Below are 26,971 nucleotides of genomic sequence, written 5' to 3' on the forward strand. Positions count from 1 at the left end.
CGCTGAGAAGATCAGTCGGCGGCTCCGCAGGCACGGGAGGCCATGAGGGTGACTCCGGAACTCGTGACCCCGGCGAGGCTGCGCCGGTTCACTCTCGCGGCAGGCCTGCTGTTCGCCGCCGCCCTGCTGCCCCTCCCGGGCCCGGCAGCCTTGGCAGCCACCAGCCACACCCGCCCCGAAGGCACCGCATACCCCGACGGCACCGCCCGCCCCGGCGCCCCGGACCGTAACCAGGGCCCGAGCGGCCCGGGAACCGGTGACCCGGACCGCCCGAGCCCCGGCCCCGCCGGTCCGCTCCTGCCCTCGCTCCTCGCGCCGACCGGCCTGCTGCCCCTCCTGCCGCCCGCCGAGGGCCCGGCCACCGCCCGCCCGGCCCACCCGCCGGACCCGAGCCCGTCCGCGCCGCAGAGCCGTCCGTCGGCCGGTGCCGGGGCCGTACCTGCGCGCCCCTCGCCCCGCAGCCCGGCCCCCTCCGCCTCGTCCGGGCGCCTTGAGGCGGCCTCTCCGTCACCCGCCAAGCCGCGCCGGGGCGATCTGGCCGGGCGCCTCGCCAATCGCCCTTACGTGCCGCTGCCGCCCCTCCAGGCCCCCGCCCGCCAGGCTTCCCCGGCGCGGTCGCACGGCCCGTCCCGTTACGCGCCCGGTGCCGTGCCCGGCGCCGCCTCCGCCACTGCCGAGACCCCGTACGAGGCGGTGGACCAGGGCAACGGCGTGCACCGCGTCCTCCCGCTGGGCGCCGGCATGGCCCTGACCGGTCTCGGCCTCGCTTTCATCGCCCTGCGGCTGCGCCGTTCCTGACGCGTTCCGCACCGGATCGGCGTTCGGAGGTTGGATCACCTTTCTCCCAGGGCACAACCGTTCCTAGTCGTCTGTACGAGAGAATGGCGGCATGGATATGCCGATGAACGAACGGTCGCAGGAGAGTCCGCACGTCCTGGTTGTCGGCCCGGACGGAATGGCTCTCGGCAGCGCCGGCTCCGGTGGCGGGGACGGCGACGACGAGTCCCGCGAGGTTCCCGTGACGGACATGGTCGAACAGCCCGCGAAGGTCATGCGCATCGGCAGCATGATCAAGCAGCTTCTCGAAGAGGTGAAGGCCGCCCCGCTGGACGAGGCGAGCCGGGTGCGGCTCAAGGAGATCCACTCCAGCTCGGTCAAGGAGCTGGAGGACGGTCTGGCGCCCGAGCTGGTCGAGGAGCTGGAGCGGCTGTCGCTCCCGTTCACCGACGACTCGGTGCCCACGGACGCGGAACTGCGGATCGCCCAGGCCCAGTTGGTCGGCTGGCTGGAGGGGCTGTTCCACGGCATCCAGACCGCGCTGTTCGCCCAGCAGATGGCGGCGCGCGCCCAGTTGGAGCAGATGCGCCGCGCGCTGCCGCCCGGTGCCGTGCCGTCCGATGACCACGAGCAGCACCAGCCCGGGCAGGGCGGCGCCCGCTCGGGCCCGTACCTCTGATCAGACCTTACGAACACCCGCCGACCGCCGCCGCACACGAGAAGGGGCCCGGCCGCGCAGCACGCGCGCCGGGCCCCTCTCGTGCCGGAACCGGGTGACGTTACGAGCTGCGCCCGTTGGACACGGTCAGGTGAATCTTCCCGCCGGTCTTCGGGTCCCACAGGGAGGTCGGCGACTGGCTGATGACCGTGTCCTTGCCGTAGAGGGAGTTGGGGCGCTCGGTCACCTCGTACTTCCAGCCCGCGGCGTCCATGCACTGCTTCACCGAGGCCAGGTTCTTGCCGTAGAAGTAGGGCAGGTAGATCTTGCCCTTCTGGGCGTAGCTCTCCAGCGGGTCGGTGCAGCGGCTGGTGGGGATGGTGGCCGACAGGTCCGGCGGCCTGACCGAGGGGGACGGCGAGTAGGAGTACGGGTTGGTGGGGCGCGGGCGCGGGCTGTCGCCGCTGCCGCCGCTCAGGCCGATGCCGATGGCGACCGCGGTGACCACGACCACACCGACGATGGCGGAGACGACGACCACCGGGGTGTTGCCCCGGCCGCCGGAGCGGTTGCCGCCGGGCCCCGGGCCGACCGGCGCGGGCGTGGCGGGGCCCGCGTACGGCGGCGGGGTCTGGAAGCTGTTGTTGAACGGGGCCGGGCCCTGCGCGGGGATCGGCGCGGGCGGCTGGTAGGCGTTGACCGGCGGGGGCGTGGACGCCGCCGAGGGCCCGTAGGGCGAAGGTCCGGGCCCCATCTGCGGGCCGGCCTGGGGTGCGGCCTGCGTCGGCTGGTACGGCGTCTGCACGCTCGGCGGCGCCGGGGTGTGCGGCCCGGCGGCGTTGGCGGACGCGGCGGGGAAGACCGCGGAGGAGACCGACGAGCCGCTGGTGCGTGCCCGCGGGCCCTCGCTGATGATCAGCGGTGTGGCGCCGGGCTGGCCCGATCCGGCGACGCGCAGGCACTCGTCCCGCATCGCCTCGGCGGTCGGGAAGCGCTCGTTGGGGTTCTTCTTCAGCGCGCGGGCGATCAGCGCGTCCACGGCGGGCGGCAGCGACCGGTTGATGCCGGAGGGGACCGGCGGCTCCTCCTGGACGTGCGCGTAGGCGATGGCCAGCGGGGAGTCCGCGTCGAAGGGCAGCTGTCCGGTCAGCAGCTCGAAGAGCATGATGCCGACCGAGTACAGGTCGGAGCGGGCGTCCACGCCGCGGCCGAGCGCCTGCTCGGGGGAGAGGTACTGCGGGGTGCCGACGACCATGCCGGTCTGCGTCATGGAGGTGACGCCGGACTGCATGGCGCGGGCGATGCCGAAGTCCATGACCTTGACGACGTTGCGCTTGTTCAGCATGACGTTGCCGGGCTTGATGTCGCGGTGGACCAGGCCCATTTCGTGGCTGACCTCAAGGGCGGCCAGCACATCGGCCGTGATCTTGAGCGCCTTCTCGGTGGGCATCGCGCCGTGCCGGGCGATGTCGCTGTCCAGGTCGGAGCGGAGCGGCTGGCCCGCCACGTACTCCATGACGATGTACGGCACCATGCCGCCGTCCAGCTCGTCCTCGCCGGAGTCGAACACCGAGACGATGTTGGTGTGGGTGAGCTTGGCCACGGACTGGGCCTCGCGCCGGAAGCGCTCGCGGAACGCCGGCTCGCGCCCCAGCTCGGTGTGGAGCGTCTTGATCGCGACCTCGCGGTCCAGGACACTGTCGTAGGCGAGGTGCACGGACGCCATGCCGCCGGCGCCCAGCAGGTCACGGAGCTGGTAGCGGCCCCCGCCGACCGAACGGCCCTCGTACTGGCCCTGAGCGCCGTCCTGGCTCATGGTTCCGCTTCCCCCTTGGCGCACTGTTCCCGCGCACGTGTTGCGGCGCGCCGCGCCCCGTGGCTTTCTCGTGCCCGTCCGTGTAGAGACGTGTGACGTATTGACGTGTACAGACGTTACTCAACGTCGTCCGCCTGCGGCACGTGCGACTGCGGACGTGCCGAGATCAGTATGGGTTGTGTCGAGATCAGTATCCGCAATGGCGCAGCCCAGTCTGCCCCAGGGCCCGGACACGTCAAGCTGTGTGCCCGTTCCGTGACCAGATGCGCAAGATCCCATTACGGTCCCGGGCCGCTCCGGCCGCCGATCGGCCCGTGAATCCCGCTGGTGAACTTGCGACAATGGGGCCGCAGAAGGTGTGATGACCGGTCCATCACGGGACCGGCGCATGTCGCGGAGCCTGTAGCGTGCTCTAGCGAAGACCGAGACCTTACCGCTGTGATGCGGATCGATTCGACGGCGAGGACCGATGGCACCGACGCAGAGCCCCCAGGGCCCGTCCGATCCTGATGCCACCGGCTCCAACTCTTCCGATGCAAATCTTTCCGATGCACCGGAGATGTGGGGCAATGGCGGTTTGGTGGGCGACGGACGCTACCGGCTCACGCGCCGGCTCGGCCGTGGCGGCATGGCGGAGGTGTTCGCCGCCGAGGACGTGCGCCTCGGCCGCACCGTCGCCGTCAAGCTGCTGCGCGCCGACCTCGCGGAGGACCCGGTCTCCAAGGCCCGCTTCACCCGTGAGGCACAGTCCGTCGCGGGGCTGAACCACCACGCGGTGGTCGCGGTGTACGACTCCGGCGAGGACTACGCCGGCGGCTCCACCGTGCCCTACATCGTCATGGAGCTGGTCGAGGGCAGCACCATCCGCGACCTGCTGATGAACGCGGACGCCCCGCCGCCGGACCAGGCGCTGATCATCGTCTCCGGGGTGCTGGAGGCGCTGGCCTACAGCCACCAGCACGGCATCGTGCACCGCGACATCAAGCCCGCGAACGTGATCATCACCCACGGTGGCGCGGTCAAGGTGATGGACTTCGGCATCGCCCGCGCGCTGCACGGCGCGCAGTCGACGATGACGCAGACCGGCATGGTCATGGGCACGCCCCAGTACCTGTCGCCGGAGCAGGCCCTCGGCAAGACCGTCGACACCCGCTCCGACCTGTACGCGACCGGCTGTCTGCTGTACGAACTGCTCGCACTGCGCCCGCCGTTCACCGGCGAGACGCCGCTGTCGGTCGTCTACCAGCACGTCCAGGACATGCCGGTGCCGCCCTCGGAGGTCTCCTCCTCGGTGCCGCCGGAGTTGGACGGCCTGGTGATGCGCTCGCTCGCCAAGGACCCGGACGACCGTTTCCAGACCGCCGAGGAGATGCGCGGGCTGGTCCAGTACGCGCTGCAGATGCTCCACGAGCAGGGCGGCCACTCCGGTACGTGGAACACCGGGCCGGTCGCCTTGCACGAGGCCGGGCACACCCCGGCCATGGGATCGGTCGCCGCCACCACCGCGCTGCCGCACCCGGACCACGGGCAGACCACGGCACAACCGATACTGCCCCCCGGTATGCGGGACGGGGACGGCGGCTACGAGGGCGGGCACCGGCCCGCCAAGGGCGGCAGCGGCAAGATCTGGCTGATCGCGGCGCTCGCGGTGATCGCCATCGCGGTCGGTGTGGCCATCGCGCTGCAGAACGCGGGCGGCGACGACAAGAAGACCCCGGCGCCGACCAAGAGCCCGTCGGCCTCCCAGAGCTCCGAGGAGCAGACCTCCGACTCGCCCTCCGCCGAACCCTCCACGCCGTACACCCAGCCCGGCAGCACGGGCGGCGATTCCGGCTCGTACACCCGTACGCCGTCGCACCGCCCGACCACGCCGCGCACCTCCGAGCCGCCCACCAACAAGCCCTCGCCGTCCAAGCCCCCGACGTCCCCGTCGTCCCCCAAGCCGACCAACGGCGGTACGACCGGCGGCCACACGACCACCGGGTCCGACGGCGGCAACGGCGACACCAACGGCAGCACCAGCAACGGCAGCACGACCAACGGCAACACCAGCACCGGGGCCAACGGCGGCAGCGGCAGTCCCGGCGGGGCCGGCGCGATCGGCGGCACCACCGACTGACCGCCGCGCGGGCGGCCCTCACTCCGTGAAGGCCGCCCGCACCGCCGCGTACTCCCGCGTCCACCAGACCGCCAGCGCGGCCGCCGCGGGGAACTGCGGGTCGGCCCGCCGGTCGCCGAGCCGGTAGCGCCAGTCCAGCATCCAGAAGTCGTTCAGCCGCTCCCACCACACCCGGTGTACGGCGGCGGCGAGTTCGGCGGCGGGGGCCCCGCAGGCGCGGCGGTAGGCGCCCGCGTAGGCCCGTACCTTCGGCAGGTCCAGGGTGCCCGCGGGCTGTACGAAGAAGATCGCGGCGGCCCGTACGGCCTCTTCCGCGCGGGGCTGCACGCCCAGCCGGTCCCAGTCGACGATGGCGGCGGGCTCGGCGCCCCGGTAGAGCAGGTTGAGCGGGTGGAAGTCGCCGTGCACCCAGCCGGCGGCCGGTACCTGAGCGGCCGTCGGACGCCGGTGCGCCTCCCGTTCCAGCAGCGTACGGCGTTCCAGCAGCCGGTGCTCGGCGAGTTCGTCGAAGCTGCTGCGCGGCCGCGACCGGCGGGCCAGCGCCAGTAGTTCGTCGATCGTCTCGAAGGTCCGCGCGGGGTCCGCGCCGGTGCGCTCGTGCGGGGCCCTGGGCCCGCCCGTGTCGTCCGCTATGACCTGCTCCAGCGCGGTGTGCACCTGCCCCAGCAGGGCGCCCAGGCGGCAGGACTGGAGGCGGGTGAGGGCGGCGCCGTCGCGGTGCCGGCCCTCGATCCACGGGTGCAGCGCGTAGCAGCGGCCGTCGATGACCGTGACCGTGCGCCCGTCCGCGCCGGCGACCGGCGGGGCGACGGGCAGGCCGAGGGCGGCCAGGCGCCGCGTGGCGCGGTGCTGGCGGGCGATGGCGGCGCGGTCGCCGTCGAGGTGGTGCTTGAGGAAATAGCGGCCGTGCGTGGTGGTGAGGCGGTAGCCGTGGTTGAGCAGCCCTTCGGCGACGGGCTCGCACGACAACGGCTCCCCGGCGCCGTAGCGGCGCAGCAAGGAGCCGAGGGTGTGTCCGTCGGGCGTGGTCACCGTCCGGACATCGGATGAGCGCAGCACGCGCCAGATGTTAGATCACTGCGTCACGCGGAGTGGGCGTAACGGAAGACCGGGACATCGGACAGGCAGTGCACCTTGACAAACTCCGCTTCTATGCGGAGGAAAACCGGGTCGAAGGGCTCGCCGTCGGCCAGCCGCGGGGTGCGGCCGAACAGTTCCAGTTCGCAGGTCGTGGGCAGGATGGCGCGTGCGGTGCCGGTGAACTGCACGGACCAGGTGTCCGGGGCGCCGGAGTTGACGTTGTCGGCCTCGTAGGCGACGACGTTGCCGTCCAGGGCGCGGTGGTAGCCGTAGCCGCGGTGCAGCCGGAGCAGGAGGCGGCCGTCGGCCACGATGTGCCGGGTGATCGTGGTGAAGGGCAGTGCCCGCTGGCTGGCCGACACCCGCCCGTAGGGAGTGCGGTTCAGCAGCTCGATGGCGCGGAAGTCGTCGGTGGGCATGCGTACACCCTGCCGTGCCGCTGCGCGGGAGAGTAGGGGCCCCCGCCCTACCGGAAACGGGACGTTGGTCCTGAAAAGGGCAGGGTTTCTCCTGGTAAGGCCTTTTTGCGAGGTCAGGGCCGGGTCGGGCGCCGGAATTTTTTACATTCTTTGAACTTTCGCCCAAACAAGGGCCCTGGGGACGGCCGGGCCCGCCCGCGCCGCGCTACTGCCGTTCGGCCTGCATACGTGCCACGTACGCGGCCGCCTGGGAGCGGCGTTCCATGCCCAGCTTCGACAGCAGGCTGGAGACGTAATTCTTGATCGTCTTTTCCGCGAGGTGCAGCCGCTCGCCGATCGCGCGGTTGGTCAGACCCTCGCCGATCAGGTCGAGGATCTTGCGCTCCTGCTCGGTCAGGTTGGCCAGCCGGTCGTCACCGCGCGCGTTGTTGCCGTCCCGCAGCCGCTCCAGTACGCGGGCGGTGGCCACCGGGTCCAGCAGGGACCTGCCGGCCGCCACGTCCCGTACGGCGCTCAGCAGCTCGTTGCCGCGGATCGCCTTGAGCACGTAGCCCGACGCGCCCGCCATGATGGCGTCGAAAAGGGCCTCGTCGTCGGCGAAGGAGGTGAGCATCAGGCATGCGATGCTCTCGTCCTGGGAGCGGATCTCGCGGCAGACCTCGACCCCGCTGCCGTCGGGGAGGCGGACGTCCAGGACGGCCACGTCCGGGCGCGTCGCAGGGATCCTGACCAGGGCATCTGCGGCGGTCCCGGCCTCGCCGACCACCTCGATGTCCGCTTCCACGGAGAGCATTTCGTGGACGCCGCGGCGCACCACCTCGTGGTCGTCGAGCAGGAATACCGTGATTTTTCCTTCTTCGCGCACCTGCTCAGTCTCACACACCAACTCTTCCCGTGCTCCAGGTCACCGATATAACGTGCCGTTGTCCCGGCGGACTGCAACGCTGTGAACAGGGGATTGCCGACTGGTCGGCGCGATGCTCGGAAATCCAAGCAAAATACTTGGAACCCCAAGCAAAGTCGCAGGTCAGGGCCCCTTTCGCCTAGGCTCCGGAAGTAGGGCACAACGCCCCTTCCGGCAGGCCGTGGCCGGGGCACCTTGTTCCACCCGGGCCGCGCCGTGCCGCACACACCCCGTGCGCCGTAACGGATACCGGGTGAGCCGCAATACGGCCACCGGCGGACCCCGGGGGCCGGACAGACGGAGGAGCAGCACGTGACCGTGGAGAGCACTGCCGCGCGGAAGAACACCCGCGGTGGCGGCAAGCGCGCCACCGCCAAAAAGGCGACACCCGCCAAGGCGAAGTCCCCGGCCCCCGGCCAGGCACCGGCCGAGGAGCAGGACCAGCTCGTACAGCTGCTGACCCCCGAGGGCAAGCGCGTCGAGCACCCCGAGTACGCGATCGACCTGTCGCCCGAGGAACTGCGCGGGCTGTACCGGGACATGGTCCTCACACGGCGCTTTGACGCCGAGGCGACCACCCTCCAGCGCCAGGGCGAGCTGGGCCTGTGGGCCTCGCTGCTGGGCCAGGAGGCCGCGCAGATCGGCTCGGGCCGGGCCCTGCGCGACGACGACTACGTCTTCCCGACCTACCGGGAGCACGGCGTCGCCTGGTGCCGCGGTGTGGACCCGACGAACCTGCTGGGCATGTTCCGCGGCGTCAACCACGGCGGCTGGGACCCCAACAGCAACAACTTCCACCTGTACACGATCGTCATCGGCTCGCAGACGCTGCACGCGACCGGCTACGCGATGGGTGTCCAGAAGGACGGCGCCGACTCGGCGGTGATCGCCTACTTCGGTGACGGCGCCTCCAGCCAGGGCGACGTCGCCGAGTCCTTCACCTTCTCCGCGGTCTACAACGCCCCCGTGGTGTTCTTCTGCCAGAACAACCAGTGGGCCATCTCCGAGCCCACCGAGCGCCAGACCCGCGTGCCGCTCTACCAGCGCGCCCGCGGCTACGGCTTCCCCGGCGTACGCGTCGACGGCAACGACGTCCTGGCCTGCCTGGCCGTGACCAAGGCGGCCCTGGAGCGGGCCAGGTCCGGCGAGGGCCCGATGCTCGTCGAGGCGTTCACGTACCGGATGGGCGCCCACACCACCTCCGACGACCCGACGAAGTACCGCCGGGAGGAGGAGCGCGAGGCGTGGGAGGCCAAGGACCCGATCCTGCGGCTGCGCACCTACCTGGAGACCGAGGGCTTCGTCGACCGGGAGTACCTGGACGCCGTCGAGGAGGAGAGCGAGGCGCTCGGCAAGCGGGTGCGCGAGGTGGTGCGCGCCATGCCGGACCCCGACACGATGGCGATCTTCGAGAACGTCTACGCCGACGGGCACGCGCTCGTCGACGAGGAGCGCGCACAATTCGCCGCGTACCAGGCATCGTTCGCGGACGCGGAGGAGAACTGACCATGACCGTCTTCGAGAAGATCACGCTGTCCAAGGCGATCAACGAATCGCTGCGCGCCTCCATGGAGGCCGACTCCAAGGTCCTGGTCATGGGCGAGGACGTCGGCAAGCTCGGCGGCGTCTTCCGCGTCACCGACGGCCTGCAGAAGGACTTCGGCGAGGACCGGGTCATCGACACCCCGCTCGCCGAGTCCGGCATCGTCGGCACCGCCATCGGCATGGCGCTGCGCGGCTACCGCCCGGTCGTGGAGATCCAGTTCGACGGCTTCGTCTTCCCCGCGTACGACCAGATCGTCACCCAACTCGCCAAAATGCACGCCCGTGCGCTCGGCAAGGTCAAGACGCCGGTCGTCATCCGCATCCCGTACGGCGGCGGCATCGGCGCGGTCGAGCACCACTCCGAGTCGCCCGAGGCCCTCTTCGCGCACGTCGCGGGCCTCAAGGTGGTCTCCCCCTCGAACGCCTCGGACGCGTACTGGATGATGCGCCAGGCCATCGAGGGCGACGACCCGGTGATCTACTTCGAGCCCAAGCGCCGCTACCACGACAAGGGCCGCCTGGACACCGAGGCGATCCCCGACCCGCTGCACAAGGCCCGGGTGGCGCAGGCCGGCACGGACCTGACGCTCGCCGCGTACGGCCCGATGGTCAAGGTCTGCCTGGACGCCGCCAAGGTCGCGGCCGAGGAGGGCAAGTCGGTCGAGGTCCTGGACCTGCGCTCGCTGTCCCCGATCGACTTCGACGCGGTCCAGGGCTCGGTGGAGAAGACCGGCCGGCTGGTCGTCGTCCACGAGGCGCCGGTCTTCCTCGGTACGGGCGCGGAGATCGCCGCCCGCATCACGGAGCGGTGTTTCTACCACCTGGAGGCGCCCGTGCTGCGGGTGGGCGGCTACCACTCGCCGTACCCGCCCTCGCGGCTGGAGGACGAATACCTGCCGGGTCTGGACCGGGTCCTCGACGCGGTCGACCGCGCGTTGGCGTACTGAAGGGCTTGAGGAGTAGTGACCATGACTGCAACCGAACAGCGCTTCCGCGAGTTCAAGATGCCCGACGTGGGCGAGGGACTCACCGAGGCCGAGATCCTCAAGTGGTACGTCCGTCCCGGTGACACCGTCACCGACGGGCAGGTCATCTGCGAGGTGGAGACCGCCAAGGCCGCCGTGGAGCTGCCCTGCCCGTACGAGGGCGTGGTGCACGCGGTGCACTTCGAGGAGGGCACCACCGTCGACGTGGGCACCTCGATCATCGCGGTGGACACCGACCCCGGTGCGGGCCCGGCCGAGGCCCCGGCCCCGGCAGCGGAGCCCGCCCCCGCGGCGGCCGAGGAGGACGCCGAGCCGCAGGGCCGGCAGGCCGTGCTCGTCGGGTACGGCGCGGCCCCCTCGTCCACCAAGCGCAGGGCGCGCAAGCCGCAGCCGGGCGTACCGGCACAGGAGCCGGCCGCCGCGGCGGTCCAGGCGGAACTGAACGGCCACGCGGCGGCCCCGGCCCCCGCGGCCCCTGCGGCACCCGCAGCTCCCGCCCCCGGCCGGCCGCTGGCCAAGCCCCCGGTCCGCAAGCTCGCCAAGGACCTCGGCATCGACCTGGCCACGGTCACGCCGACCGGCCCGGACGGCGTGATCACCCGCGAGGACGTGCACGCCGCGGCGGCCCCCGCGCCCGCCACCGAGGCCCCGGCCCCGCGGCCGGACGCCACCGAGGCCCCCGCCGCCTCCGGCGCCCTCCGCCCCCGGGAAACCCGCATCCCCATCAAGGGCGTACGCAAGGCCACCGCCCAGGCGATGGTCAACAGCGCCTTCACCGCGCCGCACGTCACGGAGTTCGTCACCGTCGACGTCACCCGCACGATGAAGCTCGTCCAGGAGCTCAAGCAGGACCCCGACATGGCGGGCCTGCGCGTCAACCCGCTCCTGCTCGTCGCCAAGGCGCTGCTGGTCGCCATCAAGCGCAACCCCGACGTCAACGCGGCCTGGGACGAGGCGAACCAGGAGATCGTCCGCAAGGACTACGTGAACCTGGGCATCGCGGCGGCCACCCCCCGCGGCCTGATCGTCCCGAACATCAAGGACGCGGACGCCAAGACCCTGCCGCAGCTCGCCCAGGCGCTCGGCGAGCTGGTGTCCACCGCGCGCGAGGGCAAGACCTCCCCCGCCGAGATGTCCGGCGGCACGGTCACCATCACCAACGTCGGCGTCTTCGGCGTCGACACCGGTACTCCCATCCTCAACCCCGGGGAGTCGGCGATCCTCGCCTTCGGCGCGGTCAAGCTCCAGCCCTGGGTCCACAAGGGCAAGGTCAAGCCCCGCCAGGTCACGACGCTGGCGCTGTCCTTCGACCACCGGCTGGTCGACGGCGAACTGGGCTCCAAGGTCCTCGCGGACACCGCGGCGATACTGGAACACCCCAAGCGCCTGATCACCTGGGCGTAGCACGCACAAGGGCGGCCCGTGCCAACCGGCACGGGCCGCCCTCGCGCGATGCACGTCCTCGCGCGTTCACACGTCCTCGTCAGCCCCGGATGATCTCCACGGCGCGGCTGAGGTGCCCCACAGGCCCGCCCGGCGCCGTGTGGTCGGCCTGGGCCGCGCCCTTCGTCAGCGCGATCCCGCCCCACAGCGCGGCCACGAGCAGTGCGACCATGACGCTGGTGCGGGCACGCCGGCCGGCGTTCGTCCTGGGCTGCATGGTGGTCTCCCCTTGCGTACGGTTCGGAGCCTGGCTGCCGGCCCCTCCCTTCCATTACTCCACGGGAAAACGCCGATTTCGTACGCGCCAGGTACAGACTCACGTCAGCCTTAAGTCGGACACCCGATACATCCTTCGGCAGATCGCCGCCCTCGCGAGGGGTCCGCGCGGCGGGGCGAGGCCCTCCAAATGGAGTTGCCTCCTCCCCCTCCCCTCTCTACCGTCGATCCGATGAGCAGCCAAACGATCACCAGCCCCCACCGCCCCGCGCCCCTGCACTCCGTCGGCTGGCTGCACATACAGGACGGCCGTCTGCTCAGCGTCCGTACGCGCGGCAACGACACGTTCTACCTCCCCGGCGGGAAGTACGAACCGGGCGAAACCGCGCCCGAGGCCCTCTCCCGCGAACTCTCCGAAGAACTCGGCCTGACCGTCCCCGCGGGTGACCTCCGCGAAGCCTTCGTCATCCACGCCACGGCCCACGGCGTGAACGCCGGCCGCACCCTCCACATGACCTGCTTCGCCGGCGGCCCCCAGGACATCGCTCCGGTACCCGGCCGCGAGATCGCCGAATACGCCTGGTTCGACCGCCACGAGGCCCGCGAGCGCTGCGCCCCCGCCCACATGCAGGTCGTCAACCACCTGATCGAGCAGGGCCGCATGCCCGCGTGACGGCACGCACCTGAAGCTCCAGCTCCGCCCACACGGTCTTCCCTACGGTGCGGGGCTCGGTCCCCCACCGGTCGGCGAGGCCGTCGATGAGTACGAGCCCGTGCCCCGACGTGGAGGCCACCCCACGCCTCCTATGCGGCAAGCGCTCCCCGCGTGGATCACTGACCTCGACCCGCAGCACCGTCGCGCTCATCACCAACCGCACCCGGAACAACCGCCCCCGCAGCGAGCCGTGCAACAACGCGTTGGTGGCCAACTCCGAAACGACCAGCGCCGCGTCCCCCGCGGCGTCCTTCCGCCCCCACTCCGCCACCAGCCGTGCCGCCCGCCGCCGGGCAAGCGAGACGCTGCGGGCGGTGGGGGTGTAGTCGAGCGTGTCCACGTAGGTGAGTTGGGGAACGGGCATGGCTGATCGCCTCCGTCGGAGTGCCAACGTTCTTCTCGCTGTGCGAGCGAGTGAACACAGAAGGTAGTGTTGCGGTGCGTGATGCGGCAAGTTGCTCGCGCAGAAACTTTTACGAGAAGTAGGTTGGGCAACTCGACGGCAGGGGGCGAAAGATGGCGAATGACCGACCCGAACGGGGCGCTTCGGTCTCGACGGTGCTGGGCCGCAGGCTGGGCGGCGAGCTGCTGCGCATGCGGGAGGCCCGGAACCTGCGCCAGGCCCGCGCGGCGGAGGCGCTGACCGCCTCGGTCCCCAAGGTCGCGAAGATGGAGCGCGGGCTTGTCCCGATGCGGGACCCGGACATCCGTGCGCTGTGTCATCTCTACGGGTCGGACGACGACGCGACGCTGGCGCGGCTGCTGGGCCTGGCGAAGCTGGATCGGGAACGGCGGAAGGCGAAGGGGTGGTGGCACCATTCGCCGAACGCGGGGGCTTTGGCGGAGTACATCGCCTTGGAGGATGTGGCGAGCCGGATTCGGAACTGGCAGCTGTCGCTGGTCCCCGGGCTGTGCCAAACCCGCGAATACGCCCGCGCATTGGAGGTGAGTTACGGGGCGTGGCAAGACCCGGACGAGATCGAGCACATCGTCGAGGTCAGGCTGCGCCGACAGGAGAGGCTCAGCGGGGAGCGGCCCCTCCAGGTGTACGCCGTGGTCTGGGAAGCAGCCCTTCGGCAACTGGTGGGCGGTACAGAGGTCATGCGCAAGCAGCTGGGTCAGTTGATCGACCTGGCCGGGCTGCCCAACGTAAAGCTGCAGGTCCTACCGTTTCGGGCAGGGGGCCACCCGTGCATCACGGGTCCGTTCAACATCCTGTCATTCGCCGAGAACGAGGCAGTGGACGTCGTGCATGTCGACGGCATCGCCTCTACCGTCTGGGTGGAGAACGCGGAGGATAGCGCCACTTACGCAGCTTTCTTCGACCGGACCGCCAGGTTGAGCCTGGCGCCGCGAGACTCAGTCACTCTGATCGACACCATCCGTAAGGATCTATGACCCGTGTGCGAGTTCCAGTTCACCAAATCCAGCTACAGCAGCCCGGGTGGTGGCGAGTGCGTCGAGGTGGCCACCAACGTGCCCACCGTCGTGGCCGTCCGCGACTCCAAGAACCCGGCCGGGCGCACTTTGCTCTTCGGGGACCGCGAGTGGCTGGCCTTTCGGGCCGCCGTGGTCGACGGGAACATATGACCTTTCTGACTTGGGACATATTGCAGTTCGTCAAGACCAGTTACAGCGGGGGTCCCTCCAGGCAGGAGCGCGTCGAGGCCGTCGGCGCACCGTGGCCGGTAACGCAGCGACGCCTTCCCGTGCCGAACTCCCACCGTTAGGGGGCTGGTGCTCGCTCAGGGTAATCGCCAAGCTGTGGCAAGGCGCCCAACGCGAGGGGGAGAGGGGGGCGCACTTCACTCCGTAGCGAGGAGGTACCCCTATGGACTCTGCGGCCCCATGGGCTTTGCGTCTGGTTACCGACCGCCTTCCGGCAGGACCGCCGCCGTACACAGCGGCGCACCTGGACGAGATCACCCAGACTGCGGTGTACACCGACGCGGACGGCCGGGTGGTGGAGATGGGCAAGCACGGGACCAACAAGACCACCGGCACGGCGACGTACTCGGGAGGCGGAGACGGTCAGGAGCCGACACCGCAAGTCCAGGATGACAACACCACCGACTACGAGTCGGACTGACCGGTGGCTTCCACTGTGCTGGTCATCACCTCGCTGGAGGACGTCACCGCTGACTGGGTCATCGCCGCGCTGAACGAGCGAGGCGTACCGGTGGCCCGCGTCGACCCGGCGGATATCGGCGTCGGCCTGTCGTTCGCGGCGCGGATCGGTGAGGGGGAACGGCCCGTATGGAGTGGCACGGTGCGTACGCCGATCCGGACGGTGGAGCTGGACGAGGTGGCGGCGGTCTACTACCGCCGCCCCACCCCCTACCAAGGCCGATTCGCACATCTGCCCCCGCAGCAGCGGGATTTCTCGGTCGCTGAGGCCCGGCACGGCCTCGGTGGGCTCCTTTATGCGCTGCGCGGTGTCCGGTACGTCAGCCACCCGGCCGCTATTGCCCGCGCGGACTTCAAACCCGCCCAGTTGCGGCGCTTCGCCGAGCTGGGTCTGACCATTCCCCCGACCCTGATCACCAACGACGTCGCCCAAGCCGTGAAGTTCGCCGCTCACCACGGCCGGATCATCTACAAGACCTTCCGGGGCCTGCCGCCCTCGGAGAACGGCTACACCGGCGCGATCTGGGCCCAGCCCGTCGACCCCAGCACCTTCGACGACTCGATCGCGGTGACCGCTCACCTCTTCCAGGCCGAGGTGCCCAGCGTCCGCAACGTACGGGTCACCGTGGTCGGTGACCTCGTCTTCGCCCAGACGATCACCGCCCCGAGGCCGTACTGGACTGGCGCCGCTGTCCACCCGAGGCCCTTACGTACGCCCCGACCAAGGTGCCGGGCCCCATCGCCGCCGCGCTCCGCGCCTACCTGAGATCGTTCACCCTGGAGTTCGGGTGCTTCGACTTCGCCCTGACCGGCGATGCCGCGCACCCCGAGCACTGGACGGTCTACGAGTGCAACCCGAACGGCCAGTTCGGTTGGCTGCCGGACGCCGACCAGGTCGTCACAGCCCTCGCCGACCTCCTCCAGCAAGGAGCAGCACCGTCATGACGCGGGAGACCGACTTCGATCAAGACGCTGCCCAGCGACGCCGGGAGCTGGCCCAAACGCTCACGCACGCCGGCGTGAACGCTTCGGGGTGGCTCGACGCCGTCCGTACCGTTCCCCGGCACCTCTTCGTGCCCGGCTTCTACCTGCCGGCCGATGGACGCGACGCCACCGGGCTCCCCCTGTGGGAGCCGGTCACCGCCGACGGCGACTCTGCCCGCTGGCTGGCTGCCGCCTACTCGGACATCACCCTGATCACCCAGTTCGACGGTGAGGAGGCGGACTGGAAGGACCGCGCTGTACGACATGGAGGGGCACCCACCTCCTCCTCCACCCTGCCGTCCCTGGTCGTGCGCATGTGGGCCGACGCCGATGTACGCCCCGGCCACACCGTTTTGGAGATCGGCACGGGCAGCGGCTACTCCACCGCCCTGGCCTGCGCGTACATCGGCTCGGACGCCGTCACCTCCATCGAGGTCGACGCCCACCGCCTGAACCAAGCCGCCACAGCGCTCGACAACGCCGGCTACACGCCGACCCTCGCCGTGTCCGACGGCCTGTACGGCTACTGGCCCGAAGCACCCTTCGATCGCATCGTGGCGGCCTGCTCCTTCCGCTCCGTCCCGCCGGCCCTCATCGCCCAGACGTGTCCTGGCGGCAAGGTCCTGCTCACCCTCAGCGGCTGGCTGTACGGGTACGCTCGCGTTCTGCTGACCGTCGCGGAGGACGGCACGGCCGAGGGCCCGCTTCTCAACGGCACGGTCAGCTTCATGAGCGCCCGCACCCACGCCGCCCCTGCCTTCGGCAACCCCGCACACTGGGCCGCCGACATGCCCGGGGACACACGCGAAGTCCGACACGCCCCCGAGCGCATCACCGCCACCACCACAGAAGCCTTCCACCTGCGCTTCCTTGCCCAGAGCGCGGCGCCTTCCGCCCAGCTGACCACCTTCGGCGACCGGACGTACCTGATCGACACCGTCACCGGGTCAGTCGCCATCCTCACCCGGCACGATTCCGGCTGGAGGGCGCAGGAAAAAGGGCCCGTCCGACTCTGGGAGTGCATTGAAGCGGTCATCGACGTGTACGACCAGGCGGGCAAACCCCCACCAGCTACCTTCCGGTTGCACGTGGACAGCAGCGGGCAGCGACTGACTCATGCTCGACTTCCCGACCTCATGTTGCCCTGAAGGCAGCCGAGGCGCGCACAAGACGGCGTCGTACCCCGCCCACACCAGGGCGCCGTGCGCAGTGTGCGGGACGTGCGGGCCGACGAGGGAGTACTCCCGCCCTCCCTGGGCAGGCGCGCCCGGCACAGACAGTGTCGAAAGGAACGTGAGATGCGGAGCAAGTGGGTTCGGCGGGCGGCTGTGGCTGCTGGTGGTGTGGTTGTGGCGGGGGCGTTGCCGCTGGTTGGGGCGAGTCCGGCGCAGGCGATGTCGTGGGACTGCCAGCAGTACCTGCGGCATGCGGGCTACAACGTGCCCGTCGGCGGCAAGGCCGCCAACGCGTGCTCGACCGCCGAGGACGGTGCGGGGTCGGCGTACTCGCTCGACCTGTGCAGGCAGCAGCTTGAGGCGATTCACGTCAAGGACAAGCACGTGAAGCCCGCCTGTAAGAAGGGCGCTTGGCGGTAGGCGTGACAGGTATGGGGAAGGGTCCCGGCGGCATGCCCCGCCGGGGCCCTTTTCCGTGTGGGGTCAGGTGCCGGAGGCCAGCCCCGTCGCGTCGGCGAGGGTGCCGATTTCCAGGGTGAGGAGGGTGGCGGGATCGTGGCCCATGCCCTTGTAGCTGCCCTGGACTTCGAGGCTGACGATGCCGTGGGTGCGGGTCCAGGCGAGCACGGTGGCGGCGAGGGCGGGGACCGGGTCGGCCACGGGGGCGTAGGCGGCGACCCAGGTGGCGACCTCGGGGGTGGTCGCGATCCAGGCGCGTACCTCGTCGTACAGGGGCTCGGCGGCCGGCCACGGGCTGCCTTCGGCGAGGACGGCCATGAAGGGGCCGAGGACGGCGCGGGCGCTCTCGGCGGTGTGGCCGGGGGCCTCGTACGTCGCGGAGGGGGTGCCTGCGAGGAGCAGGTAGCGGTGGGGCTGGGCGACGGCCCAGTCGCGGAACGCGTGGGCGAGGGCGAGCAGGCGGTCGCGCGGTGACCGGTCGGCGGTGTGGTGCGCGGCCGTGCGGATGGCTTCGGCGGCGTCTTCGTATCCGTCGCTGATGAGGGCCGTGAGCAGGTCGTCGCGGTTGCGGAAGTACTTGTAGAGGGCGGGGCCCGACATGCCCAGGGTCTTGGCGATGGCGTTGATGCTGAGCGCTTCGATGCCGCCCTCCGCGATCTGCGCCAGGGCGGCCTGTTTGACCTCTTGCTGGACCTGGGCCCGGTACCGCTCGCGCGGCGTGGAAGGGGTGGGGGGCGTGGAGGGTGCGGCTGGCGGCATGAGGTCGGCTCCATCGAAGGGCTGGCGGAGGTCTCTCCTGAGGCAGTCAGGGTATCGGCTGTAGTGTTGGTTAGAAGGTGTAGCTATAGTGAGAGGCATTGGGTGGGCGCCGCGGTGCGGTGTCTCTCGTCGCTTCGAATGTTGGGGGTTCGCATGTGTGCTGCTTCGTCGTCCCGTCCGCTGCATGTCGTCCTGGGTACCGGCCCGGCCGGCACCACGCTCGCCGAGGAACTGCTGCGGCAGGGCCACCGGGTACGGACCGTCGACCGCGCGGGCCGGAGCCGGCTGTCCGGCGTGGAGGCCGTCGCCGCCGACCTCGGGTCGCCGGACGCCGCGCGGCAGGCGGTGGCCGGGGCCGAGGTGGTCTACCACTGTGTGAACGTCGCCTACGAGCTCCAGGTCGAGGTGATGCCCGCGCTCCAGAAGGTGATCGTGGACGCCGTGGCGGCGGTGGGCGCCCGGCTGGTGGTGACGGACACCCTGTACCCGTACGGTCCGTCCGGCGGCATGCCGCTGACCGAGGACGCGCCGTGGCGGGCCACTTCCCGCAAGGGCCGGATGCGGGCGCAGCTGGACGAGGCGTACCTGGCGGCTCACGAGGCGGGCCGGCTGCCGGTCGTGCTGGCCCGTGCGGCCGACTTCTACGGGCCGCGGGTGCTCAACTCGACGCTGGGCGCGGCGGTCTTCCCGGCGGCGCTGACCGGCGGCACGGTCCTGGCCCTCGGCAGCCTGGACGTGCCGCACAGCTTCACGCACATCGGGGACGTCGCCCGCGGCCTGGCCCGGCTCGGCCAGGAGCCGGACGCGTACGGGCTGGTCTGGCACCTGCCGACGGCTGCCGCGCCGACCGTGCGGGAGGTGTTGGGGCTCGTACGGGAGCACGCAGGGGTGGCGTTCGGTACGGAGGTGCTGGCGGAGCCGCGGCCCTGGGGGCCGTTCGACGACGCCTTCATGGCGGAGTACGCCGAGCTGTTCTACCAGCACACCGAGGCGCAGGAGATGGTTTCGGACGCTTTCGAGCGGCGCTTCGACATGGCGCCCGTTCCGCTGCCCGACGGGATCGGCGCGACCGTCGGCTGGTACCGCGGTTGGCTCGCGGAGCAGGGTGGGGCGGGCCGCGCGGCCTAAGGGATGGGCGGGCGGTGGCCGGTCAGGGCCCGGGGTGCCGGGCCGGTGCGGCGGGCAGTGGTTCCGGGGTTTCCGCCGCCGCCCGCTCCGCCGTACGGCTCGGCAGCCGGAGGGCCAGGAGTACGCCGACGGCTGCCGCGGCCGCGAGGGTCGCCAGCGTGGGGCCCATGGCGGTGACGAAGGAGGGCCCGGCCACGCGCGGCCCGCCCCCGGGGACCGGCGCGGTGAACGCCGTCATCAGCATGGTCGCCGCGGCGACGCCCAGTGTCGGGCCGAGGTTCAGCGCGGTCTGCTGGAGGCCGCCGGCGACCCCGGCGGTGTGTACGGACGCCTGGTGCACGATCGCGGCCGTCGCGGTGACCATCACCGTGCCGAACCCGGCGCCGAGGAGGAGGAAACAGGTGCCGATGGCCGCGGTGCCCGACGCCTCGTCGAGGCGGGACATCAGGAGGACGCCGAGGGTGACCAGGGCCGCGCCGGTCGCGGCCGTACGGCGGGTGCCGAGCCGGCGCGTCAGGGCGGCCGAGGCCGGGGCGCAGAGGATCATCATGACGGCCAGCGGCAGGGTTTCCAGGCCGCTGCGGAGCGGGTCGAGCGCCAGCACGTCCTGGAGGTAGTACGTGCCGAGGAACAGCGCGCCGAACAGGGCCGCCGACACGGTGACCAGGATGCCGAGGGCCGGGGCGACGACCGGGGAGCGGAGCACGTCCGGTGGGATCAGCGGGCTCGCGGTGCGTCGTTCGTGGCGTACGAAGGCGGCGCCGGCCGCCACGGCGGCGGCCAGGCCGAGCGCGGTGACCGGCGTCCAGCCGTCCTCCGGTACCCCGACGAGGGTGTTGACCAGGCCGCTCAGGGCCACCGTGAACAGGCAGGCGCCGGGCAGGTCGAGCCGTACGGCGGGCGGCGGGTCGTGCGGGGCCGGTATCCGTACGGCGAATACCAGTGCGCACGCGGCCAGCGCGGGGGCGACGTTCAGGAAGAAGACCGCGCGCCAGCCCAGGTGGGCGGCCAGCGCGCCGCCGAGCACCGGGCCGGCCGCGACCGCCAGTCCGATGGCGCTGGTACGCAGCGCGATGGGCGCTCCGAGCCGGTCGCGCGGGTAGACGGCGCGCAGCATGCCGAGGGTGGCCGGTTGCAGCAGGGCTCCGGATACCCCTTGGGCTACGCGGAGGCCGATGACCCAGCGGATGTCGGGCGCCAGGCCGATGCCGGCCGACGTGGCGGCGAAGCCGAGCACTCCCAGGGCGAAGACCCGCCGGTGGCCGTAGCGGTCACCGAGGCGGCCCGCGAAGACGAGGAGGCCGGCCACGGCGATCAGGTAGCCCGTGCCCGCCCACTGGACCTGTACGAACGAGGCGTCCAAGTCCTCTTGAACGGTGGGTTGCGCGACGGTCAGCACGGTGCCGTCCAGGGCGACGATCACGGCTCCGGTGATGCTGCTGACGAGCGTGCGGCGCTGGAGCCGGCGGGTACTCACCGGGGCTCCGGGCCCAGGTGCGCGTCGAGCGCGGCGCGCAGCAGCGGCTCGGCGTCGTCGGTTCCCGTGGCGAGCTGGAGGCTTCCCCAGGCACGCAGTTGGGCGATGCCGTGCAGGTTCGCCCACAGTGCGCCCGCGACGACCGCGGGCTCGGCGGCGGGGCGGGGCCTCACGTGGGCGACCAGGTCAACGAGGGTGGCGAAGAGCGGCAGGCTCGTCTCCCGCAGGCCGAGCTGATCGCTTTTCAGCAGGTCGTGGCGGAACATCAGCTCGAACATGCCGGGGTGGGCGCGGGCGAAGCCGACGTAGGCGCGGGCCAGGGCTTGCAGGGCGGCGCGTGCGCCGGGGGCGTCGGCGACCGCTTCGGCGACCCGGTCCGAAAGGCCGGCGAATCCTTCCCGTGCGATGGCGGACAGCAGGGAGAGGTGCGTCGGGAAATAGCGGCGCGGTGCCCCGTGCGAGACGCCCGCGCGGCGTGCGATTTCGCGGAGGGTCAGTGCCTGCGCCCCTTCGCTCGCGACGAGTTCGGCCCCGGCGGCCACCAGCCGGTGGCGGAGGTTCGCTTCTTCCTGGTGCGGGCCGTGCGGCTCGTTCTGTCGGTGCATAGACACTGTCTACCAGGAGACGTAGACAGTGTCTACGAGCTGGGAGGGGCGAGGGGAGGGTGGCTCCGGCTGCGCCCGCTGGCCGTGCCGCGCAGACTTGGTTCAATTGCCTCGTAACGGGGCGAAACCCCCGTAACGGGCTCATCACATCAGCAGGACCGAAGGGGCTGATTGGTGATGCGAGTCGCGGTCATAGGACAGGGATACGTGGGCTTGACCGGAGCGGTCGCCCTTACCCACCAGGGACATCAGGTCACCGGAATAGAACAGGATCCGGGCCGGTTGCGCTTGCTGCGCGAGGGCCGGGCGCCGGTGTTCGAGCCGGGGCTGCCGGAGCAGCTGTCGGCCGCCGGGGCCACCGGGAGGCTCCGCTTCACCGATTCCGTCACGGAAAGCCACCGGCGGACGCCGTTCGACATCGTCCTCGTCACCGTGGGCACGCCGCCCGCGGCCGACGGGTCGGCCGACCTGACGCAGGTGGACGCCGTGTTGGAGGAGGTCCTGCGGTTGCTGCCCGCGCCGTGCGTGGTGCTGAAATCCACCGTGCCGCCGGGCACCAGCGCCATGCTCGCCGAGACGCACCCCGGGCTGCGTGAACGCTTCGCGTACAACCCGGAGTTCCTCAACCAGGGCAGCGCGCTGGAGGACTGGGCCGTGCCCGCCCGGATCGTGGCCGGCACGTGGACCGAGGGCGGGCTGGAGGCGCTGCGGGAGCTGTACGCGGGCGTGTCGGCGCCCTGGGTGGCGACCACGCCCTCCGGTGCCGAGATGATCAAGTACGCGAGCAACGCCTTCCTCGCCACGAAGATCAGCTTCGCGAACGAGGTGGCGGGCATGTGCTGCGGCCCCGACATCGACATCGACCACGTCATGCAGGGCGTCGGCTTCGACCCCCGTATCGGCCACGCCTTCCTCCAGCCAGGGCTGGGGTACGGCGACTCCTGCCTGCCCAAGGACACCAACGCGCTGGCCCACTGGGCGGGCACGGAGGGGCTGGCGACGCCGTTGCTGCGCGCCACCATCGCCGTCAACGACGCGCAGGCCGGGCTGGCCATCCAGATCCTGCGCACCGAACTCGGCGCCGGACTCGGCGACGGGCCGGGCGACGGGCTCGCCGACGGTCTGGCCGACGCGGAGATCGCCGTGCTCGGCGTGCGGTACGAGCCCTGGAGCGACGACCTGCGCGCGGCCCCCAGCCGTACGGTGGTCCCCGCGCTGCTCGCCCAGGGGGCGCGGGTCCGGGTGTGGGACCCGGGCACCGACACCGGCACCACCGCGGGGCTCTTCCCCGGCGCCCGCGCGGCCGCCGGTCTGCCCGACGCGGTCGAGGGGGCGCACGCCGCCGTCGTGCTGACCGAATGGCCGCAGGCGATCGAGGCGGACTGGCGGGGGCTGGCCGCCCTGCTCGCCGAACCGCGCCTGATCATCGACGGGAAGAACTGCCTCAGCCCCGAACAGATGCACGACCTGCCGGTCCGGTACCGCAGCGTCGGTACCCGGCTGCCCGCCTCGGCCGTCCACAGCGGCGTGAGCCGCCGGGCCGGTCCCCGGACGGAGGCATGACAGGCCCGGCAGCGGGCGGCACACCCCCGCCCCTTCTCCCAGACCGGTGAATCTCGGGACGTATGTGGTCGTTGCGGGTACGGACACAGGGACACAGCGGTCGGTTGCCACGGCGAGGAGAGCGTTCCGGTGAATCAGCCACCCACGCTGGACGAGCCGCCTGCGGACGGGACTCCCCCGCAGGCGGCTCTTCCGGAACCGTCGGCGTGGGCCCCGATGCGCCGCCGGGTGTTCCGTGCCCTGTGGATCGCCCAGCTCGCGGCCAACATGGGCACCTGGATGCAGACGGTCGGCGCCCAGTGGCTGATGGGCGACCTCGGCGGCGGGGCCCTGGAGGTGGCCCTCGTCCAGACGGCCACCACGCTGCCGGTCTTCGCGCTGGTGGTGCCCGCCGGGGCGCTGGGCGACATCCTCGACCAGCGGCGCCTGCTCCTCGGCGGCCAGCTGCTGATGTTCCTCGGCGCGGCCGGCCTCGCCCTCGTCACGGGCGCCGACGCGGTGACCCCGGCCCTGCTGCTCGGCCTGACCGCGCTGATGGGAGTCGGCGAGGCCTTCTGCATCTCCTCCTTCCAGGCCATCCAGCCCGAGCTGGTCAGCAAGGACGAGATCCACCAGGCGGCGCTGCTCAACAGCGCCAACGGCAACGTCGCGCGGGCCGCGGGACCGGCCATCGGCGGCCTGCTCATCTCCGCCGCGGGGCCCGCGGCCACCTTCGGGATCAACGCGCTGTCCTTCCTGGGCGTCATGATCGTGCTCTACGCGTGGCGGCGGCCCGCCACGCACCGGCCGCTGGGCTCGGAGCACGTGCGCGGCGCGATCCGCGCGGGCGCCCGTTACGTGCGCAGGGCGCCCCAGTTCGGGGCGGTCCTCGGCCGCTCGGGGCTGTTCATGCTCTTCGCGGGCGGACTGTGGGCGCTGCTCCCGGCGATCGCCCGTGGCCCGCTGGGGATGAGCGCCGGGGGCTACGGCCTGCTGCTGGGCTGCGTCGGCGTGGGCGCCGTGGCGGGTGCCGTCGCGCTGCCGGCGATCCGGCCCCGTACGACGACGAACGGCCTGGTGACCGTCGCCATGGTGCTGTACGCGGCCACCATGGCCGTGATCGGCCTGGTGTCGTCGCCGATCGTCGCGGCGGTCGCGCTGATCGTCTCGGGCCTGGCCTGGGTGGCCGTGCTGTCGACCCTGTCCGCCTCGGCGCAGATCCTGCTGCCCGTCTGGGCGCGCACCCGCGCGCTCGCCTACTACCAGCTGGTCTTCATGGGCGGACAGGCGCTGGGCGGGGTGGGCTGGGGCCTGGTGGCCGACTGGTTCGGCGTACAGACCGCGTTCGTGATCGCGGGTATCGGACTGGTCCTGGCGACGGCCGTGGGCACGTGGCTGATGCCGATGCCCGCGGGCCACATCGACATGGAGCATGTGCAGCACTGGCCCGAGACGGAGAGCATGCAGACGCCGGGCCGCAACATCGGCCCTGTGCTGGTCATCGTCGAGTGGCGGGTGGACCGGGCCGACGCGGAGGCGTTCATCCGGGCCATGCGGCCGGTCGGGCAGGCCAGGCGGCGGACCGGGGCGACCCTGTGGGGCCTGTTCGAGGACATGGACGATCCGACGGTCTTCCTGGAGACGTTCACCGTCGTCTCCGAGCGGGAGCACCTGCGCCAGCACCTGGAGCGCGGGACCAAGGAGGACCAGGAGCTCGAAGCGCGGGCCCGCAGCCTGATCAAGCCGGGCAGCGCGCCCCGCGTACGGCACCTGATCTGGGCGTACGCGCTGGACCGCACCGAGGAGCTGTCGGCCCACCAGCACTGAGCGACCCGGGCACGGCGCTCCGGGGGCAGCGGCCTGCGCCCCCACCCCGCGCCCCCCTGCGCCCCACCCCGCTCCCGTCCGCATCCCGGACCGCCCTGCCTGACGCATACGTGTTGTATCTATGCTGTGCGCATGTCATCAGCCGCCGCTCCGGTCACCTCTGCCCCGGACTCCCCACGCACCACAGCCACCACCGGCTCCGCCGCCCCGGCGCCCGCCGAGACGCCGGCCAAGACGCCTGCCAAGACCCCGCCCGCCGCCGAGCGCGTCTACGCCTACGTCAAGCAAGCCGTACTGGAGCGGCGCTACGAGGGCGGGATGCTGCTCACCGAAGGGGAACTGGCCGAGGCCGTCGGCGTCTCGCGCACGCCCGTGCGGGAGGCCCTGCTGCGCCTTGAGGCCGAGGGGCTGATGAAGCTCTACCCGAAGAAGGGCGCCATGGTCCTGCCGGTCTCCGCACAGGAGATCGCGGACGTGGTGGAGACCCGGCTGCTGGTAGAGGAGCACGCGGCGCGCAAGGCCGTGCCGGCCGGCCCGGCGCTCCTCGCCGAGCTGGAGGAGCAGCTCGCGAAGATGAAGGAACTGGCCGCGTCCGGCGACCTCGCCGCCGTGTCCGTCGCCGACCGCTGCTTCCACGCGGCGATCGTGCGCAACGCGGGCAACCAGATCCTGGACCGGCTGTACGAGCAGCTGCGGGACCGGCAGCTGCGGATGGGCGTCGCCGTCATGCACGCGAACCCGGACCGGATCGCGAAGAACATCGCGGAACACGGCGAGATCCTGGAAGCGCTGCGCGCAGGGGACGCCGCGGCGGCCACCGACGCCGTGCACCGGCACGTCAGCTGGGTGCGGAACCTGGCACAGGGAGACGTCCGATGAGCGGCGGGACCGGGGGCCGGGGCGCCCTGCTGCCCGGCGACCCGCCCGGCGGCCGCAGGGCCATGGCGGTCTGGGGCATCGGGGTCGCCGTCTACTTCCTGGCGATCACCTACCGTACGAGCCTCGGCGTGGCGGGACTGGACGCGGCGGAACGTTTCCACATCAACGCCTCCGCGCTCTCCACCTTCTCCATCCTCCAACTGCTCGTCTACGCGGGCATGCAGATACCCGTCGGCCTGATGGTCGACCGGCTCGGCATCAAGAAGGTGCTGGTCCTGGGTGTCGTCCTGTACACCGTCGGCCAGTTCGGCTTCGCGCTGTCGCAGTCGTACGCCATGGCGCTGGGCTCGCGGGCGATGCTCGGGTGCGGTGACGCGATGACCTTCATCAGCGTGCTGCGGCTGGGCACGCACTGGTTCCCGGCCCGCCGCGGCCCGCTGATAGCCCAGGTCGCCGCCCTCATCGGCATGGCGGGCAACCTCGTCTCCACGCTGGTCCTGGCCCGGCTGCTGCACACCTTCGGCTGGACGCAGACCTTCGCGGCCAGCGCGGTCGGCGGGTTCGTCGTACTCGCCCTGGTGCTGGCCTTCCTCAAGGACCACCCCAAGGGCTACGAGCCCGCCCCGGCGCCCGCCACACACACCGGCGGCGCCTTCGTCCGCCGCCAGATAGCCGACGCCTGGCGCGAGCCGGGCACCCGGCTGGGCATGTGGGTGCACTTCACCACCCAGTTCCCCGCGATGGTCTTCCTGCTGCTGTGGGGCCTGCCGTTCCTCGTCGAGGCGCAGGGCCTGACGCGCGGTGAGGCGGGCGAACTGCTCACCCTCGTCGTCCTGTCGAACATGGCCATCGGCCTCGTGTACGGGCAGGTCATCGCCCGCCACCACGCCGCCCGCGTGCCGCTGGCGCTCGGCACCGTCGCCGTCACCGCGCTGCTGTGGGCCCTCACCCTGGCCTGGCCGGCCGACCACGCGCCGGTCTGGCTGCTGATCGTCCTGTGCACGGTGCTCGGCGGCTGCGTCCCCGCCTCGATGATCGGCTTCGACTTCGCCCGCCCGGCCAACCCGCCGGAGCGCCAGGGCACCGCCTCCGGCATCGTCAACATGGGCGGCTTCACCGCGTCGATGACGGTGCTGCTGGCGATCGGCGTGCTGCTGGACGCCACCGGCGACAACTACCGGATCGCCTTCGCCTCGGTCTTCGTCCTGGAGGCGGTCGGCGTCGTGCAGATCCTGCGGCTGCGCGCGCGTGCGCACCGGCGGGAGCGGGAGCGGCTGGTCACCAGCCGGGTCGAGGCGGTGCACGTACCGGTGTGAGGGGACCGGGCGGGG

Annotated in this window: 28 protein-coding genes; 19 read left to right on the forward strand and 9 right to left on the reverse strand. The window is 71.6% G+C overall.

Translation table 11 applies throughout. The features are described from left to right. Nucleotides 1–42: 42 nt before the first annotated feature. Nucleotides 43–798: a hypothetical protein gene (locus ACH4K4_RS06275; RefSeq protein WP_398165168.1), complete on the forward strand. Its 756-nt coding sequence runs from the start codon at nt 43–45 to the stop codon at nt 796–798. Nucleotides 799–889: 91 nt separating this feature from the next. Next, nucleotides 890–1,456, forward strand: coding sequence for a bacterial proteasome activator family protein (locus tag ACH4K4_RS06280; protein WP_360125489.1), 567 nt, complete (start codon nt 890–892; stop codon nt 1,454–1,456). Between the two features lie 100 nt (nt 1,457–1,556). Here ACH4K4_RS06280 and ACH4K4_RS06285 read toward each other — a convergent pair whose 3' ends face one another. Continuing rightward, a complete protein-coding gene (locus ACH4K4_RS06285; RefSeq protein WP_398165169.1) occupies nt 1,557–3,251 on the reverse strand; it encodes a protein kinase in 1,695 nt (564 codons plus the stop codon). A 469-nt stretch (nt 3,252–3,720) separates the two neighbouring features. Between ACH4K4_RS06285 and ACH4K4_RS06290 the strand changes: the two genes are divergently transcribed. Further along, entirely contained in the window at nt 3,721–5,370 is a 1,650-nt protein-coding gene (locus tag ACH4K4_RS06290) for a protein kinase (RefSeq protein ID WP_398165170.1), read from the forward strand. 18 nt (nt 5,371–5,388) lie between these two features. Here the strand turns inward: ACH4K4_RS06290 and ACH4K4_RS06295 are convergent, their stop codons facing one another. From ACH4K4_RS06295 to ACH4K4_RS06305, 3 genes are all read right to left on the reverse strand, one after another. Beyond that, the gene (locus tag ACH4K4_RS06295) at nt 5,389–6,429 is read right to left on the reverse strand and encodes a phosphotransferase (RefSeq protein ID WP_398165171.1); all 1,041 of its coding nucleotides are present in this window, start codon (nt 6,427–6,429) and stop codon (nt 5,389–5,391) included. Nucleotides 6,430–6,452: 23 nt separating this feature from the next. Further along, nucleotides 6,453–6,869 carry a pyridoxamine 5'-phosphate oxidase family protein gene (locus ACH4K4_RS06300; RefSeq protein WP_398165172.1) on the reverse strand — a complete coding sequence of 139 codons (417 nt, stop codon included), beginning with the start codon at nt 6,867–6,869 and terminating at the stop codon, nt 6,453–6,455. 205 nt (nt 6,870–7,074) lie between these two features. Then, nucleotides 7,075–7,734 carry a response regulator gene (locus ACH4K4_RS06305; RefSeq protein ID WP_398165174.1) on the reverse strand — a complete coding sequence of 220 codons (660 nt, stop codon included), beginning with the start codon at nt 7,732–7,734 and terminating at the stop codon, nt 7,075–7,077. Between the two features lie 351 nt (nt 7,735–8,085). Here ACH4K4_RS06305 and pdhA point away from each other — a divergent pair, with 351 nt between their 5' ends. From pdhA to ACH4K4_RS06320, 3 genes are read left to right on the forward strand one after another with little or no spacing between them, the layout of a single operon-like run. Beyond that, on the forward strand, nt 8,086–9,279 hold the full coding sequence (gene pdhA, locus ACH4K4_RS06310; RefSeq protein ID WP_398165175.1) for a pyruvate dehydrogenase (acetyl-transferring) E1 component subunit alpha: 1,194 nt from the start codon (nt 8,086–8,088) through the stop codon (nt 9,277–9,279). A 2-nt stretch (nt 9,280–9,281) separates the two neighbouring features. Then, complete coding sequence (locus ACH4K4_RS06315; RefSeq protein ID WP_398165177.1) at nt 9,282–10,265, forward strand: alpha-ketoacid dehydrogenase subunit beta; 984 nt, start codon at nt 9,282–9,284, stop codon at nt 10,263–10,265. A gap of 21 nt (nt 10,266–10,286) precedes the next feature. Beyond that, nucleotides 10,287–11,708, forward strand: coding sequence for a dihydrolipoamide acetyltransferase family protein (locus ACH4K4_RS06320; protein ID WP_398165178.1), 1,422 nt, complete (start codon nt 10,287–10,289; stop codon nt 11,706–11,708). 79 nt (nt 11,709–11,787) lie between these two features. Here ACH4K4_RS06320 and ACH4K4_RS06325 read toward each other — a convergent pair whose 3' ends face one another. Beyond that, on the reverse strand, nt 11,788–11,964 hold the full coding sequence (locus ACH4K4_RS06325) for a hypothetical protein (protein ID WP_360125507.1): 177 nt from the start codon (nt 11,962–11,964) through the stop codon (nt 11,788–11,790). A gap of 231 nt (nt 11,965–12,195) precedes the next feature. Here ACH4K4_RS06325 and ACH4K4_RS06330 point away from each other — a divergent pair, with 231 nt between their 5' ends. After that, the gene (locus ACH4K4_RS06330) at nt 12,196–12,636 is read left to right on the forward strand and encodes an NUDIX domain-containing protein (protein ID WP_398165179.1); all 441 of its coding nucleotides are present in this window, start codon (nt 12,196–12,198) and stop codon (nt 12,634–12,636) included. Here the strand turns inward: ACH4K4_RS06330 and ACH4K4_RS06335 are convergent. Beyond that, nucleotides 12,599–13,042 carry an ATP-binding protein gene (locus ACH4K4_RS06335; protein WP_398165180.1) on the reverse strand — a complete coding sequence of 148 codons (444 nt, stop codon included), beginning with the start codon at nt 13,040–13,042 and terminating at the stop codon, nt 12,599–12,601. The genes ACH4K4_RS06330 and ACH4K4_RS06335 overlap by 38 nt on opposite strands. A 152-nt stretch (nt 13,043–13,194) precedes the next feature. On the opposite strand from ACH4K4_RS06335, the gene ACH4K4_RS06340 reads away from it, so the two are divergent. The 7 genes from ACH4K4_RS06340 to ACH4K4_RS06370 all read left to right on the forward strand — a co-directional run bounded on the left by ACH4K4_RS06340 (nt 13,195) and on the right by ACH4K4_RS06370 (nt 17,384). Next, nucleotides 13,195–14,076, forward strand: a complete 882-nt coding sequence (locus ACH4K4_RS06340; protein WP_398165181.1) for a helix-turn-helix domain-containing protein — start codon at nt 13,195–13,197, stop codon at nt 14,074–14,076. 3 nt (nt 14,077–14,079) lie between these two features. Then, the gene (locus ACH4K4_RS06345) at nt 14,080–14,268 is read left to right on the forward strand and encodes a DUF397 domain-containing protein (protein ID WP_398165182.1); all 189 of its coding nucleotides are present in this window, start codon (nt 14,080–14,082) and stop codon (nt 14,266–14,268) included. A 241-nt stretch (nt 14,269–14,509) separates the two neighbouring features. Beyond that, a complete protein-coding gene (tgmA, locus tag ACH4K4_RS06350) occupies nt 14,510–14,767 on the forward strand; it encodes a putative ATP-grasp-modified RiPP (protein WP_398165183.1) in 258 nt (85 codons plus the stop codon). Nucleotides 14,768–14,770: 3 nt separating this feature from the next. Beyond that, nucleotides 14,771–15,571: an MvdC/MvdD family ATP grasp protein gene (locus tag ACH4K4_RS06355; protein ID WP_398165184.1), complete on the forward strand. Its 801-nt coding sequence runs from the start codon at nt 14,771–14,773 to the stop codon at nt 15,569–15,571. Then, nucleotides 15,532–15,750 carry a hypothetical protein gene (locus ACH4K4_RS06360; protein WP_398165186.1) on the forward strand — a complete coding sequence of 73 codons (219 nt, stop codon included), beginning with the start codon at nt 15,532–15,534 and terminating at the stop codon, nt 15,748–15,750. Before ACH4K4_RS06355 ends, ACH4K4_RS06360 begins: the two co-directional genes overlap by 40 nt. After that, nucleotides 15,747–16,937, forward strand: coding sequence for an ATP-grasp peptide maturase system methyltransferase (tgmC, locus tag ACH4K4_RS06365; protein WP_398165187.1), 1,191 nt, complete (start codon nt 15,747–15,749; stop codon nt 16,935–16,937). Before ACH4K4_RS06360 ends, tgmC begins: the two co-directional genes overlap by 4 nt. Nucleotides 16,938–17,087: 150 nt before the next feature. Continuing rightward, a complete protein-coding gene (locus tag ACH4K4_RS06370; RefSeq protein WP_398165188.1) occupies nt 17,088–17,384 on the forward strand; it encodes a hypothetical protein in 297 nt (98 codons plus the stop codon). A 63-nt stretch (nt 17,385–17,447) separates the two neighbouring features. On the opposite strand, the gene ACH4K4_RS06375 is transcribed toward ACH4K4_RS06370, so the two are convergent. After that, nucleotides 17,448–18,182: a TetR/AcrR family transcriptional regulator gene (locus ACH4K4_RS06375; protein ID WP_398165190.1), complete on the reverse strand. Its 735-nt coding sequence runs from the start codon at nt 18,180–18,182 to the stop codon at nt 17,448–17,450. A gap of 153 nt (nt 18,183–18,335) precedes the next feature. On the opposite strand from ACH4K4_RS06375, the gene ACH4K4_RS06380 reads away from it, so the two are divergent. Continuing rightward, nucleotides 18,336–19,310 carry an NAD-dependent epimerase/dehydratase family protein gene (locus ACH4K4_RS06380; protein ID WP_398165192.1) on the forward strand — a complete coding sequence of 325 codons (975 nt, stop codon included), beginning with the start codon at nt 18,336–18,338 and terminating at the stop codon, nt 19,308–19,310. A gap of 22 nt (nt 19,311–19,332) precedes the next feature. Here the strand turns inward: ACH4K4_RS06380 and ACH4K4_RS06385 are convergent, their stop codons facing one another. Together ACH4K4_RS06385 and ACH4K4_RS06390 are read right to left on the reverse strand one after the other, a co-directional pair. Then, nucleotides 19,333–20,787, reverse strand: coding sequence for an MFS transporter (locus ACH4K4_RS06385; protein WP_398165193.1), 1,455 nt, complete (start codon nt 20,785–20,787; stop codon nt 19,333–19,335). Beyond that, on the reverse strand, nt 20,784–21,392 hold the full coding sequence (locus ACH4K4_RS06390) for a TetR/AcrR family transcriptional regulator (protein WP_398165194.1): 609 nt from the start codon (nt 21,390–21,392) through the stop codon (nt 20,784–20,786). Before ACH4K4_RS06390 ends, ACH4K4_RS06385 begins: the two co-directional genes overlap by 4 nt. A 207-nt stretch (nt 21,393–21,599) precedes the next feature. On the opposite strand from ACH4K4_RS06390, the gene ACH4K4_RS06395 reads away from it, so the two are divergent. From ACH4K4_RS06395 to ACH4K4_RS06410, 4 genes are all read left to right on the forward strand, one after another. Further along, nucleotides 21,600–22,955, forward strand: coding sequence for a UDP-glucose dehydrogenase family protein (locus tag ACH4K4_RS06395; RefSeq protein ID WP_398165196.1), 1,356 nt, complete (start codon nt 21,600–21,602; stop codon nt 22,953–22,955). 129 nt (nt 22,956–23,084) lie between these two features. Further along, entirely contained in the window at nt 23,085–24,761 is a 1,677-nt protein-coding gene (locus tag ACH4K4_RS06400) for an MFS transporter (protein ID WP_398165198.1), read from the forward strand. 132 nt (nt 24,762–24,893) lie between these two features. After that, nucleotides 24,894–25,640 carry a GntR family transcriptional regulator gene (locus ACH4K4_RS06405; protein WP_398165199.1) on the forward strand — a complete coding sequence of 249 codons (747 nt, stop codon included), beginning with the start codon at nt 24,894–24,896 and terminating at the stop codon, nt 25,638–25,640. Beyond that, on the forward strand, nt 25,637–26,956 hold the full coding sequence (locus ACH4K4_RS06410; protein ID WP_398165200.1) for a nitrate/nitrite transporter: 1,320 nt from the start codon (nt 25,637–25,639) through the stop codon (nt 26,954–26,956). The genes ACH4K4_RS06405 and ACH4K4_RS06410 overlap by 4 nt, the downstream gene beginning before the upstream one ends. The last annotated feature ends 15 nt before the right edge of the window (nt 26,957–26,971 follow it).

This window comes from Streptomyces sp. NPDC017529 (assembly GCF_044329785.1).
Lineage (GTDB): Bacteria > Actinomycetota > Actinomycetes > Streptomycetales > Streptomycetaceae > Streptomyces.